Raw genomic sequence first — 13,757 nt, 5'->3', positions numbered from 1 at the left:
GTGAAAGGAAAGAATATTTTCCTTTATGAGTTATTCATTTTGTTTATGATTTTTCAATATGGCTAATTATGCTGCAACAGTTTTTATGTGTTTATTAATCAAGAGAAGGATTGTAAGAAACAAAAGGAGAAATCATATGAGTTTTTTGAGGGTAAAGCATCGAGGAACGAAACTGGAATATCATCATACACTTTATGCAAGTTATATTGGGTACATAACACAGGCAATTATTAATAATTTTCCACCATTATTGTTTTTGACTTTTCAGAAAGAATTTGAGGTATCTCTGGAACGTATCGCCATGATGGTGTCCATAAACTTTATCATACAAATCATTGTTGATTTTATTGGAGCGAAAACAATAGATAAAATAGGGTATCGTATTTCAGCTATCGTAGCTCATGGTTTCTGTGTCCTCGGCTTAATAAGCCTTGGAACATTACCTAAGCTACTTGAAAACCCTTATCTTGGATTGTTAATCGCAGTGGCATTCAATGCAATAGGTGGCGGAATTATTGAAGTAATCATTAGTCCTATTGTAGAATCATTACCAGGGAAAGAGAAGGATAAAGCAATGAGCTTACTCCATTCCTTTTATTGTTTTGGTCATGTAGGGGTTGTAATTTTCTCTACTTTGTTCTTTCTTTTCGTTGGAATTGGACATTGGTCTATCCTGGCTTATCTGTGGATGTTGGTACCGCTTGGTAACCTTATCTTATTTTCCAAGGTACCACTTTGTACGTTATCGGATCATCACGAGGAGAATATAAGTTTTGATGAGGAGAATGTAAGTTCTGTGGAGAAACATCTGCATAGAGAAGAGAAAAAGATAGAAAAATCGCGAAAAAGTATTTTTATTTCTTCTATGTTTGTGTGGCTTTTTTTACTAATGATATGTTCCGGGGCGGCTGAACAAGCGATGTCTCAATGGGCATCTTATTTTGCAGAAGTAGGACTTAAGGTAAGTAAAACGGTTGGAGACTTGTTAGGACCATGTGCATTTGCCTTATTAATGGGAATTTCTAGAGCATTGTATGGGAAGATGGGAGAGCGAATTAAGTTAGAACGTGCAATGGCACTTTCCAGTGCTCTTTGCATTTTAAGTTATCTAACAGTGATATTCTCACCAATACCATTTCTTTCTTTAATTGCCTGTGCAATCTGCGGATTCTCGGTAGGTATTATGTGGCCAGGAACTTTTAGTCTTGCAGCAAAGCGTTATCGTATGGGTGGAACAGCGATGTTTGCTATTTTAGCATTAGCGGGAGATGTGGGATGTGCCCTGGGGCCTGCCATTGTAGGATTCGTTGCGAATAGGACAACATTCGGTTTAAAAGCAGGTATGATACCAGTTATAATATTTCCAATTATTATGATAGTTGGTGTATCAATGATTCAAAAAATGGGGAAGAAAAAATACTCATAAGAAAAAATACTCATAAGAAAAAAAGAAAAGGAAAGACTATTTATCGAAGAATAAGAACTACAAAGGAAAGGAACTATTGATAACGATGAAGGGTGACATGACTTCCGGAAATCCTGGGAGAACCTTAGTTAAATTTGCGATCCCCATGGTTTTGGGAAATTTATTTCAACAAGCGTATAACTTAGCGGATACAATGATTGTAGGAAAGAAGGTGGGCGCTAATGCTCTGGCGGCAGTTGGAACCTGTTCTTCTATCACATTTTTGTTTATAGCAATTGCGACAGGGGCAGGTATTGGGGCATCTGTTGTAATATCTCAATATTTTGGAGCAGGGAAATTCGGAAAAATGCGCAGTGCGATTCGTACTGTAATGTTAACGATGCTCGCCATTAGTTCTTTTATTACAGTATTAGGATTATTATTACATCGAAGTATTTTACGAGCAATGAATACACCTCCTGAAGTATTTGAAGATGCTGCAATTTACCTAAGCATTTATTTTATGGGAGTTATCTTTTTATTTTTGTTTAATACATTAAATGCGATTTTTAATGCTCTAGGAAATTCGAAAGTGCCATTGTTATTTTTAGCATTCTCTTCAATATTAAATATTGTACTTGATTTAGTATTTGTAATAAATTTCGGGCTAGGTGTTGCAGGAGTAGCTTATGCAACTTTGATAGCTCAAGCGTTATCGGCGGTGTTATCATTTTTAGCACTGCTAATTTATATGAAGAAATTAAAGGTACAAGAAGAATCCAGGTATTTCGATCTTGAAATCTTAAAGACAGTTGCAAATATTGCGGTTCCATCTATAATACAGCAATCTATCGTTTCTATTGGAATTGTCTTAGTACAAGCCCTTGTTAATCGATATGGACCTGACGTTATGGCTGGCTATACAGCAGCTACAAAAATTGATTCTGTTGCAATCATGCCTATGGTTAATATAGGTAGTGCCATGTCAACCTTTACCGCTCAAAATATTGGTGCTAAGAAGCCAGAGCGTGTTGCAAAAGGATTGCGTGGAGCATTATCCATGGTTTGGATTTTTGGTTTATTTATCGCTGGTATATTATATCTTTATGGGGAACAATTTATTGGTTTCTTTATTGAAACTGGTGCTAGCGAAAAGGTAATGGAAGTTGGTATTGAATACCTAAAAGTTGTATCGGTTTTCTATGTCATTATGGGAACTATGAATAATTTTAACGGTGTTCTACGTGGAGCTGGAGATATGAAAGTTTTTATGATTGCAACTCTTTGTAATTTAAGTGTTAGAGTTGTTCTTGCGTATGGTCTTGCTACATTATCAGGTATTGGTTATCATGCGATTTGGTGGTCTATTCCAATCGGTTGGACTGTTGCTCTAATTGTTGCATATGTTCGTTACGCATCTGGACGTTGGAAAAATGTACGAACTGTTTAGATTTTCCTATAAGAATTTATTATACCGATTTTGTTTAAAATAATAGATTTATTCATATTCTTCTTTTTCCTGTAATATGATTAAAAAAAACGGAAATTTATATGGAAATTCATGTAGTAAAACCAGGGGATAACGTATTTGCAATTGCAAATCAATACGGAGTATCGGTACAACGACTTATTTTTGATAACGAGATCTACACACCCGAGAATTTAGTGGTTGGTCAAGCATTATTAATCCTGCATCCCACTAAAATATATCAGGTAAAGCCTGGTGACACGCTCTATTCCATAGCACAGAGTTTTCAAGTTAGTGTCATTAGTTTAATTCGTAACAATCCGTATATTATACAGGAGCAACAATTAAGAGAAGGCCAGGTTTTAGTCATCACTTATGAGGGAGTACGAGATAAAATTATTTCTACGAATGGTTATGTTTATCCTTATGTAAGTTTTCAAGTATTAGAGCAAACTCTTCCATACCTAACAACACTAAGTATCTTCTCGTATGGTTTTACACCGGAAGGGGATTTAGTTCCAGTAGATGACGAAGAAGTATTAGAAATAACAACAAAGTATGGAGTAGGTCCTGTATTAACACTGACACCTTCGGATGCAAATGGAGCTTTTAATAGTGCATTAGTAACTGCTATAACGCAGAATAAGGAAGCTCAAAATCATTTGATTAATGAATTATTAGCTACAGTGAAGGAAAAACAGTATGTAGGCGTTGATGTAGATTTTGAATACGTCAAAGGAGAAGATCGCATCGCTTTTGCAGAATTTGTTGCAGAATTAACAAGAAGAATGAACGCAGAGGACTTCTTTGTTTCTGTAGCATTGGCACCAAAGGTAAGTGAATCTCAGGCTGGTTTATTATATGAAGGCATTGATTATCGCTTGCTTGGGGAGAGTGCAAATAGCGTTCTTTTGATGACATACGAATGGGGCTATACTTATAGTGAACCTATGGCGGTTGCACCAATTAATAAAGTTAGAGAAGTGCTTGATTTTGCAGTGACTCAAATACCAGTCGATAAGATTGATATGGGAATCCCAAACTATGGATATGACTGGACACTTCCTTATGTCAAAGGAGAGTCAAGAGCAAGAGCAATAGGAAATATTGAAGCAGTCCAAATCGCTGCTGCGAACAATGCGGTAATTCAATTTGATGAAGTTGCTCAAACCCCATTTTTTACCTATACTCGTGAAGGCGTAGATCATGAAGTATGGTTTGAGGATGTGAGAAGCATCAAGGCGAAACTAGAACTCGTGAAAGAATATGATTTCCGAGGTGTTGGTTATTGGCAGTTAATGAGATTGTTCCGTCCGAACTGGTTGTTAGTAAATGTGATGTTTGAAATTTTATAAAATAAAAAGATAGAAGATAGGCATTATGAGAATGACATAATGCTTATCTTTTTTTTGACATTATAAGAAAAAGTACGTATGTTTTTTCTAATTAATCTTCTACATATTCGCCATGGATTTTTACTCGTCCGTTATCAGGACATTCCATATCAAATTGTTTTGCTTTACGATTCCCATAATCTAAAGTAGCTCCATTTTGCAAAGCATAAACGAAAGGATAAATACTATTCCATAATTCATGGCATAAAGGTGGACATAAATCTTCCACTAGATAGTGATCACCTTTTTTACAATACCCGCCTCTGCACTTGCTTTCAGTTATCATTAATCTTACTATTCCCATACAATTCCTTCCAATAAATTCGTGTTTTAGTACACTATGATTACTTTTATTGATATTTTAACATGTTTTATTCTATTAGGATAGCTTGTTTCAGATCAAGGTTTCTAAAATCCATTTTGATAATGAGCTTGTATTCAATAAAAAAATAACTAAAATTCACACTTGACGATAGAGAGGTTACGATGTAAATTATTAAATAGTAATTAAGTACTAAAGATATATGAGGTGGGGAATGTTTGATTTTACATTTGATTGGTTTAAAGAGTTAGAAACTGGAGATGAATTAATTGATCAACAGCACAAAGAGTTCTTTCGTATCGGAAGGAATATTGAGCAGTTGATTGTTAGAAAGTGTATCGGAGTTCAAGAGCAGGAGTTATTAGACATTGTGTGTGAACTTAGAGAGTATGTTTCCTACCATTTTTATTCAGAAGAATCCATTATGCGTCAACAAGGTTATTCCGGTTACGTGCATCATGTAAAGGAACATTTAAAATTTAAAAAATACGTCATGGAAATTGATTGTCCAGCTTTAGCAAAAAATCCGTATAAGGAATTAAAGGCTATAAAAGTGATGATTCAGTCGTGGGTATTTAGTCACATGATGGGCGAAGATGTAAAAATGGCTAAAGAAATTCAACATAAAGTGAAGTAATGGCAAGGAGAGGCTTGAGCAAAATTAGTGGAAATAGTATTTTGCAAAGCCTCTTTTTGGCGCTTGGATTACGGTTAAGTGAATATCGTATTAGTGAATAAATAGTATTTATGGACATGTTTGGTTATGTCTGATATAATCGGAGAGAATTTAATGATATAGGTGTAAGGTTTATTAAAAATGAATGATGGAGATAGGTTCACTATATTTTAGATAAGAGATTAAGTGAATTATTGATATAACAAAAGGAAGTAGAAAAAAGAAAGAGAATAAAAGGTAGGCAAAGTTAGAGAAGAAAGAGAAAGAAAATCGAAATGAAATAACATAGATAATTGCTTATACCAAAAAAGAAGGGAAAGAAAACGATGAAAAATCCTCCAAAAATAAATGATGTAGAGAAAAACAGTAGTGTTGCTGGCAAACGAAATAATCTTACAAAAAATAATAGTGTAACGAAGAAACAACATACTAGTAAAGAAGCTAGTCGAAAGACAGACAAGCCTTATATTAAATTAGAGAAACATGGGAATAAGTCGATGAACGCTATAAGTAAACAAGAGTTTTCAGATAAGCAGGAGAGCTCCAAAAAGAACATTGATTCAAAAAAGAATAAATATACTAAGAGTTCGGAGGCTTGTCAGAAAAATAAATTTCAGAGCAAAGGACTTGGAGTTAAGAATAAAGACGTGAATGACACAGCAGAAAAAAGTAAAAAGCCTCGATCAAACAAAAAGAAGATTTATGGGGAGTATGAATGCTCTCACTCTAAAAAGTGTGGAGGTTGCCATTATTTAGACTTACCATACGAAGAACAATTAACAATCAAGCAAAAGCAAGTAGCGAAACTTTTGTCTGATTTTTGCACAGTTCATCCAATCAAAGGAATGGAACATCCTTATCATTATCGAAATAAAGTTCAAGCAGTATTTGGTCGTGATGCGAAGGGAAATATCATTTCTGGTGTCTATAAAGAAGGTACTCATCAGATCATTCCTACTACCGCTTGCTTAATTGAAGATAAAAAAGCGGATGAGATTATAGGAACAATTCGTGGTATGTTAAAATCCTTTAAGATAAAAACCTACGATGAAGATACTGGTTTTGGTTTACTACGTTATGTGCTAGTAAAAAGAGGATTTACAAGTGGTGAAATCATGGTAGTTTTAGTTATCGCATCCCCAATACTACCTTCGAAGAAAAACTTTGTTGCAGCTCTTAGAAAGGCTCATCCAGAGATTACAACAATTGTATTAAATATTAATAATCGTACTGATAGCTTGATATTAGGCGACCGTGAAACTGTTCTTTATGGGAAAGGATATATTGAGGATACATTGTGTGGCAATGTATTCCGTATTTCATCAAAATCCTTCTATCAAGTAAATCCTGTTCAAACAGAAATCTTATATCAATTAGCTATCAAGGCTGCTGGATTAACAGGCAAAGAAAGAGTGATTGATGCTTATTGTGGAATAGGAACGATTGGTTTAGTAGCTAGTAAATATGCAAAAGAAGTACTTGGAGTTGAGGTAAATAAAGAAGCAATCAAGGATGCGATAGCAAATGCAAAGCGTAATGGCATTACAAATGAACATTTCTATAATTCCGATGCAACGGAATTTATGACTGTTATGGCTGAAAAAGGGGAAAAGGCAGATGTAGTTATCATGGATCCCCCTAGAGCTGGAAGCACAGAACAGTTTATTGATGCAGTGGAAAGCATACAGCCAAGTAGAGTTGTTTATATTAGTTGTAATCCAGTTACACTGCAAAGAGATTTAAAGTATTTTGTGAAGAAAGGTTATCAGGTGAAAGAGGCTTGGCCGGTGGATATGTTTCCGTGGACGGGACACGTTGAAACGATAATAATGATGACAAGGGCTTAAAACCCAATAACCATGCGGGTTTGAGCCACTTTTAATCATCGTTTTTCAAGCCTCAAAAAACAGTCTAAATATAGATGACATAGGGTTTAAATCCCGATGTAGAGAAAATTCAATTGTAAATAGAGATAATAGGCAGTGAGCAATTGAAAAACTAACTGCCTATTTTTTACAACTGAGAGAGCATTGAAAATCTTGTCAAGTACTTTATGAAAATTTTATTTTGGCAATCAAATAGTGGATATTGCTGAGTTGTATGGATCTAATAGTGAAGAGCAATCTTTTACCTGTGACATAAAAGTCTGAATTTAAAGATATAAAGTTAAATTAACTGTAGAATTAGTTTCTATCATATATAATAATGCATAATTTATTGGAAATATAATGAAATTTGTTGTATAATTAAGATATATATAAATTGAATTTGAGGAGTTATGTTTTTGGGAGAATTTAGGGAGTTTAACATGCCAGAGGAAGTAGGTAGATGGGTGTCTACAAGCTTTTCTGATACTGCCATACAGCATTTTGATTTGAATAAGCAGCCTCCGCTTAGCCCACTGACCTTATATACTGGTTCTATGTCGGAGAAAATTAACGCTTCACTTCGTAGAGGGGAGTTGAGTAATAGCTTTTCTCACTTTGAAGGGTTGCAATATGATTTGTTTCAAAATACAATTCCTGAGCACATTACTGTTTGGAGATATATTACCTTTCAAGAAATGTTTTTGCTATGGAGGAAGACCGCCTTTGGTAAAATATGCACATCTATTGGAATTAAGAATAAATAACTATGGGTGAGGAAGTTTAAATAGTTTTTTGTAATAGAGAAATAACAAATTACATAAAAGGAAGTTAACAAAATGAGTATAGAAAATAAGGTTAAAAATTTACGCAGTGAAGCACAAACAACACAAGCTGCAAATAAAATTATCGACCAACTCAAAAAATTGGAAAATAGCAATAATGAAGATACTTCCTATCGCTGGATTTGGGAGCTTATTCAGAATGCAAAAGATGTAGTTAACTCCACAGGGAAAGTTGATATTTTCGTTAATTTCGATGAAACTAGAAAAGTAATAGAATTTATGCATAATGGAAAGCTGTTTTTAACAAAAAATATTGTTTTCCTTATTGAACAAGTTTCTACCAAAGAGAGAAATGAGCTTGATAGGAAAGAAAAAAAGATAACCGGAAAGTTTGGAACTGGGTTTTTAACTACGCATTTACTTTCAAAAAAAGTAAATGTAACAGGGTATTTATGTGACGAAGATGAGCCATTGTATCAGTTTAATATTGATATTGATCGCTCAAGCGATAACCAGTTGGAAATCATCAAATCAATCGAAAGAAGTTGTGAGCAACTTAACAAAAATGCAGTAGAAGTTACGAAAGAAATAAATGAAAATAATTTTAATACCTGTTTTACATATGAGTTAAACGCTTTGGGAATTCAAACCGCTAAAGATGGTTTGAATAATCTTGTTGCTTCTATTGCGTATGTTTTCGCTTTTGTTCCGGAGATAAAATCTATAACCATTCAGGCTAACACAACGAAAGGCAACTATAATCAGGTGCTTTCTCGTGGTGATGATCTAACTGTCACGTTGAAAAATGCACAGATTATAACTGTGTGTGATTCAAGAAAAAAGAATCCAAGATATATTTTTACTCTAAAAGACGAAACGTTAACACATTTGTCAATTGCAGTTGAACTTTTAGATGTTGGCGAAAAAGCAACTATTCAACGACCATATGGAAATTTACCCAAACTATTTTGTGATTTTCCTTTACTTGGCACAAGCGACTTTGCTTTTCCGATAGTTATTAACAATCCATATTTTGAACCGACAGAACCTCGTGATGGAATTGAATTGGAGAGTAGAGCCGAAGAAAAACAGTTTATTAAAGATAATAAACTGTCATTAGAAACTGCTGTTGAACTATATAAAGCTGCATTAAGCTTTTTTGTGGAAAACAATTATAAAGGTGTTTATAATATTGTAAAAATAAATGAGCAGCCTCATAAAACTTGGCTGAATGCAGAATGGTTTGATAATAAAATACTTGAACCTATAAAAGAAGAAATTAAATATTTAAATCTAATTACTACAAATACTGGTGATAAAAAACCATTGTTTGAGGGATGGGATGATCCTGTTGTTTTAATTCCTAAAAATCAAGAAAACAGAGAAGAAATGCTTAAACTTTGGTCGTTATCAAATGCTTTGTTTCCACAGTTCCTTCCAAAGCAAGATGAGTTAGAAGCATGGTGCAGTTCGCTTTGGGATGAATGTAAAAACTTGGGTATTGAAAATATAGTGCAAGCAATTCAAAGTTCTGAAAATATATCTTTTTTAGAAAATATATTAAGTGGACAAGATGTATTTGTCTGGTTGAATGAGTTTTACAAATTACTTTTAACAAGCGAAGATGAGAGCTGTAAAAAAACAATAGAACAATCCGAAGTTTTTCTCAACCAAAACGGTAAGTTCTGCTGCCTAAATAAAGTTTCATTTGACAAAGAACTTGATGATACATACAAGGAAGTTTCATTAATATTAGATATAGATGTTAAGGATAAATTACTTCATAAAAGGGTTTCAACAGAGATTTCAAATCATGTTGATATAACAGCATATGGATATTCAGAATTGTTTTCTGAAACTATACGATGCTTACAAAACGAACATCAAAATCGTGAACATTTCTTTCAAAGAATACTATGCATACAAACAAATGAGAGACCGAAACAAGATGACTTTTTGAGCATCGCCAAAGAGTTTTATAACAATACAGCATGGGAGACTGTTGGTTCTAAAAAGTATTTGAAATCCATTTTTGAACAGGCACTAAATTATTGGGTTGTAAAGTTGTGTTCTGATATACAGCAAAGTAAAACGTTGGATGTTTTTGCCGAGGAACACTTTTCAGACAACGTAGACAGTGCGATTTCATTTATAAATCAAGTGGTGTTGTTTTTAGAAAAAAATGATTATATACATTTGGCAGACAAGTATTCCGTTCTTCCAAACCAAAATGGGGTGTTTAAAAGAAGCACTGAACTACAGCTCGATACAGGAGAGATTGACGAAGTGGTAAAAGATGCTTACTGTTTTACAGGAGTAGACCTCAGAATAAAACTGCTTATGAGTAGTATATATTTTCCATTGTCTGAAAACACAGCAACTAATCTTTACCCATTAGCAGAAGCAATAACAAATTATATTGAAAATCACAAGAATAAGCTTGGCGAAGATAATGATCAAGAGAGATTGGTTTTTCAAAATTTCTTTTCATACTTAAAGAGCACGCAGGATAAAACCATCAGAAATGCTTTTAAAACCCTTTACAGCAATTTATATTGGTTTTATAATGACGACATAATTTCTGACAACATGCAAAAGGCTGAGAAGTATGAGCAGTTGCTATCTAAACATGGTGTAAAAAGTTTTCAAGAGCTAGAAGAACTATTAAAACAAGCAAGCAATGTACAATCGGCGGAAACAATTAATATTTCAAGAGAGCAACTTTCTCAGCTTGGAATAAATAATGAGGATGATTTATTCCAAATTTTAAGTATAGTCATGGCGGATGGAGAGTTAACTGATTCCCAATTAGACAAACTTCCAAGTGGGATGTCTATAGATGATGTAGCCAAGAAATTCTTGCATAGTTCAAAAAAGAATAAACTTTCATTTGAGTATTATGAAAAAATAATGAATCGTGCAATACAGCAAGTTTTTTATTATTTAAAAGAAACTGGCTGGTATGAAATTCCAGAAACATTGGATCAATGGAGAGCAACAAGTTATTCAAAGACGGTTTTTTTAGCAAAAAAGAATGGTGTTGATATTCGCATTGTTGTAAGACCAAGTGATGATGATAAAATCATTTTCTATTATGAACAAGAGATTGCTGCAATGGATGATACTGATTATGAGCTTTGGACTGATAATGGTGACGGAAATACACGAATGATTACTTTAGGTGATATTATTAAAACGACTGGAATTTCAGTTATTCCACTCAAAAATCTTAATCCAAAATAGTAGAAAGTGAGGGCTATAATCTTGATACCAAGTGAAGTGTTAAAATTAATAGAAAACAATAATCGTGAAAATATTTATTGTGTTTATCCTGTTGCACCTGATGAAATTATTGGAAAACTAATTTCTGCGCTGTCAAATTGTGTTGGCGGATTGATTATTTTTGGCGTGCAAGATAATGGAAAAAAACTAAGAGTTAAAGGATATAAATTTAATGTAGATATTGATTCAATAAAAGAAAAACTTAGTGACAATGTTAAATTAACATTTTTAGACTTGCCACATAAAACGGAGATATTAAAATATATTAGCATTGAAAAGAGTGAAAATGTAGTCTTTTATAATGGTGCACCTTACAAGATTGATGACAACAAAAACGTGACTGAACTTTATATAAAAAAGGTGTTTCTTTCTTATTCGCACAAAGATACTTGTATCGCTGATTTAGTTGATGAAAGGCTAAACTTTATTGGAAAAGGTAGACTGGTAATTACAAGGGATAAAAGGACATTAGAATATAAAAGTGATATTGAAAAATTTATGCAGACCGTATCGGCTCATGATTATATGATATCTATTATATCTGATAGTTATTTAAAATCCCAAGGATGTATGTACGAAGTGTCAGAATTAATGCGAAACAGAGCGTTTAATGATAAACTATTGACGATTATCTTATCTCAGTCAGATGAAAGTTTTTATTCAACTGATAAAAAACCTGAACAGGTTGAAGCGGATGTGTATTCGCTAAATCGCTTTAAGTATATAAAATATTGGGAAGCTGAAAAAGAGAAAGTAAATAAACTGAATTTAGAAATAACCGATTTAGCTCTTAAGCAAGGATTGGTTGATGAGATTAAACAGATAAATGTCATATCAATGAATGTTGCGGAGTTAATTGAGATTTTCAAGAAAAGCTTAGGAAAAGATTTTACTGAAATCAATCAAAATGCGTTTTCGGATTTGTTATCTATTTTGCTTTCATAGAACGGTTTCAAACAACCAGTTGGAAAATCTTAAGAGTAAACTACTCAACCAACCCTTGAGGCGATAAAATAGATGACATAAAATTATAGTAATATTGCATAAAATGTGCTTAAAAATGATATAATTTATACAATTTTATTGTGAAAAATGACTAAAAATCCGGTCGACTTATTCCCTGTTACGAGGCACGTTGAGACGGTAGTATTGATGTCAAAGTCAGTAAAATAAAAAGCTGATAAGTACAAAAAACAAGTGGATTCTATGTTTAGAGGGGTATGCATGACGATAGTTATCTTAATAGATGAGATTACTTGAGAGGGGAGCGTTCGGAGTGGAAATAGGTAATGTGAGAGAACTTTCTTTCGATGAAATCCGTAGACTTTATAAGGCGTACTTACAGAAACAGAATATATCTAGCACTTCTGTATATATGGCAGACGTCGATGCTTTCTATCTGTGGAGAAAAGGAAATGCAGAACTATTCTGGAATGTAATAACAGATGCGAATTTTGAAGCCGAAGCAAAGAGTGCATTATTAAAAGTATTGCAGGAGCATTCATGTGAAAATGTGAACCTGCTTATTAATGAGTATATGTCACATCTTAGAATGTTCCGTGTGTTTTTGTATACAGACATGAATGCTGAAAACTCTATGGTAAGAGAAGCGAATAAAGCAATTGTAAATCGTTGTAACTGCATAACGGACAAGATAAATAGAATCACAGTCGATTACCATAGAGTTACTAAGATAAAACCGAAACAGCCTATCAGCGAAACTGCAGAATATGTGACGTGGGATTATACGGAACAACTGATAGTTGACAGAGAATCGGAGAGCATTGAGCATATCCAAAACATAGGAACAGGATGCATTGTTTCACGTAAGTATAAAGTTGAGGGCGGTGTGGAAGGTCTTCTCGATGATCTGGATGCAAATTGCCTATTTGATAATATTGTTGGAAATCCACTGGATGTTATTGAAACTCCAAACGAAACAAAGGATTATATAATAACCATAGATTCCATGAGTAATCCGCACCGTGTCATCCAGGGTACTTATGATAAAAATGGACTTCCGGTTGACTGGGCAGAGTTTATGGAAACAGTATTTAGCTTTATGCGGTTTTATGGTTGGGGTGAAATCCTTGACCCATCTGTCTATAATAAAGTAAAACGCCGCAAAAATGAGTATATATATTGCAGCATAACCTTTGATGAGGGATACAAAAGTTACTATTACATAACTAATGACGATAGTATAGAGGTTGGTGACTATGTTTTGGTTCCTGTCGGAAAGGACAACCATACTGCAGTTGTTGAGGTTGTAAATATTGAGTATTTCTCTGAAGAGGATGTACCACTTCCAGTTGAAATAACAAAGCACATTATTCGCAAATATACGGATGATGATTTGGAGTTAAAAGATAGTTAACACTGAAAACAAAGATTATTGCGAAAGAGATTATTCGAATTTCTCATTGTGAAATTAAAGTTTTTGTACATGATTAGAAGTGTAGTTAAGCAAAGCTGGACTACACTTCTAATCGGTTTAATGCAAAATTCATGCCTAACGACAGCATATAAATAACAGGTCATTCATGTCATTACTGAGGAG

The 13,757-nt window shown here is 33.7% G+C and carries 10 protein-coding genes; 9 read left to right on the top strand and 1 reads right to left on the bottom strand.

Annotated features, from left to right (window positions below):
• Window positions 1-136: 136 nt before the first annotated feature.
• The 3 genes from CC92_RS0114865 to CC92_RS0114855 all read left to right on the top strand — a co-directional run bounded on the left by CC92_RS0114865 (window position 137) and on the right by CC92_RS0114855 (window position 4,228).
• Entirely contained in the window at window positions 137-1,426 is a 1,290-nt protein-coding gene (locus tag CC92_RS0114865; RefSeq protein WP_051650925.1) for an MFS transporter, read from the top strand.
• A gap of 85 nt (window positions 1,427-1,511) precedes the next feature.
• Window positions 1,512-2,855, top strand: a complete 1,344-nt coding sequence (locus CC92_RS0114860) for an MATE family efflux transporter (protein ID WP_029505090.1) — start codon at window positions 1,512-1,514, stop codon at window positions 2,853-2,855.
• Between the two features lie 101 nt (window positions 2,856-2,956).
• A complete protein-coding gene (locus tag CC92_RS0114855) occupies window positions 2,957-4,228 on the top strand; it encodes a glycosyl hydrolase family 18 protein (RefSeq protein WP_029505089.1) in 1,272 nt (423 codons plus the stop codon).
• A gap of 91 nt (window positions 4,229-4,319) precedes the next feature.
• Here CC92_RS0114855 and CC92_RS0114850 read toward each other — a convergent pair whose 3' ends face one another.
• Window positions 4,320-4,571, bottom strand: coding sequence for a TIGR04076 family protein (locus tag CC92_RS0114850; protein WP_029505088.1), 252 nt, complete (start codon window positions 4,569-4,571; stop codon window positions 4,320-4,322).
• 232 nt (window positions 4,572-4,803) lie between these two features.
• Here CC92_RS0114850 and CC92_RS0114845 point away from each other — a divergent pair, with 232 nt between their 5' ends.
• From CC92_RS0114845 to CC92_RS21805, 6 genes are all read left to right on the top strand, one after another.
• Window positions 4,804-5,226, top strand: a complete 423-nt coding sequence (locus CC92_RS0114845) for a bacteriohemerythrin (protein WP_029505087.1) — start codon at window positions 4,804-4,806, stop codon at window positions 5,224-5,226.
• Between the two features lie 365 nt (window positions 5,227-5,591).
• On the top strand, window positions 5,592-7,112 hold the full coding sequence (gene rlmD, locus CC92_RS0114840; protein WP_029505086.1) for a 23S rRNA (uracil(1939)-C(5))-methyltransferase RlmD: 1,521 nt from the start codon (window positions 5,592-5,594) through the stop codon (window positions 7,110-7,112).
• A gap of 437 nt (window positions 7,113-7,549) precedes the next feature.
• A complete protein-coding gene (locus CC92_RS0114835) occupies window positions 7,550-7,897 on the top strand; it encodes a hypothetical protein (protein WP_155998513.1) in 348 nt (115 codons plus the stop codon).
• 72 nt (window positions 7,898-7,969) lie between these two features.
• Window positions 7,970-11,158: a sacsin N-terminal ATP-binding-like domain-containing protein gene (locus tag CC92_RS22815; protein WP_029505084.1), complete on the top strand. Its 3,189-nt coding sequence runs from the start codon at window positions 7,970-7,972 to the stop codon at window positions 11,156-11,158.
• Between the two features lie 21 nt (window positions 11,159-11,179).
• Window positions 11,180-12,142: a TIR domain-containing protein gene (locus CC92_RS0114825; RefSeq protein WP_029505083.1), complete on the top strand. Its 963-nt coding sequence runs from the start codon at window positions 11,180-11,182 to the stop codon at window positions 12,140-12,142.
• A 331-nt stretch (window positions 12,143-12,473) separates the two neighbouring features.
• A complete protein-coding gene (locus CC92_RS21805; RefSeq protein ID WP_155998507.1) occupies window positions 12,474-13,574 on the top strand; it encodes a hypothetical protein in 1,101 nt (366 codons plus the stop codon).
• Window positions 13,575-13,757 lie beyond the last annotated feature (183 nt).

The organism is Lachnoclostridium phytofermentans (assembly GCF_000733755.1).
Lineage (GTDB): Bacteria > Bacillota > Clostridia > Lachnospirales > Lachnospiraceae > Lachnoclostridium > Lachnoclostridium phytofermentans_A.
The sequence above is the reverse complement of the archived record's forward strand: the minus strand, read 5'-3'. Positions and strand labels throughout refer to the sequence as shown.

Excerpts from the sequence above, each read along its gene's own strand:
- CC92_RS0114865 (WP_051650925.1), top strand. The coding sequence starts at position 137 with ATGAGTTTTTTGAGGGTAAAGCATCGAGGAACGAAACTGGAATATCAT.
- CC92_RS0114860 (WP_029505090.1), top strand. The coding sequence starts at position 1,512 with ATGAAGGGTGACATGACTTCCGGAAATCCTGGGAGAACCTTAGTTAAA.
- CC92_RS0114855 (WP_029505089.1), top strand. The coding sequence starts at position 2,957 with ATGGAAATTCATGTAGTAAAACCAGGGGATAACGTATTTGCAATTGCA.
- CC92_RS0114850 (WP_029505088.1), bottom strand. The coding sequence starts at position 4,571 with ATGGGAATAGTAAGATTAATGATAACTGAAAGCAAGTGCAGAGGCGGG.
- CC92_RS0114845 (WP_029505087.1), top strand. The coding sequence starts at position 4,804 with ATGTTTGATTTTACATTTGATTGGTTTAAAGAGTTAGAAACTGGAGAT.
- rlmD (WP_029505086.1), top strand. The coding sequence starts at position 5,592 with ATGAAAAATCCTCCAAAAATAAATGATGTAGAGAAAAACAGTAGTGTT.
- CC92_RS22815 (WP_029505084.1), top strand. The coding sequence starts at position 7,970 with ATGAGTATAGAAAATAAGGTTAAAAATTTACGCAGTGAAGCACAAACA.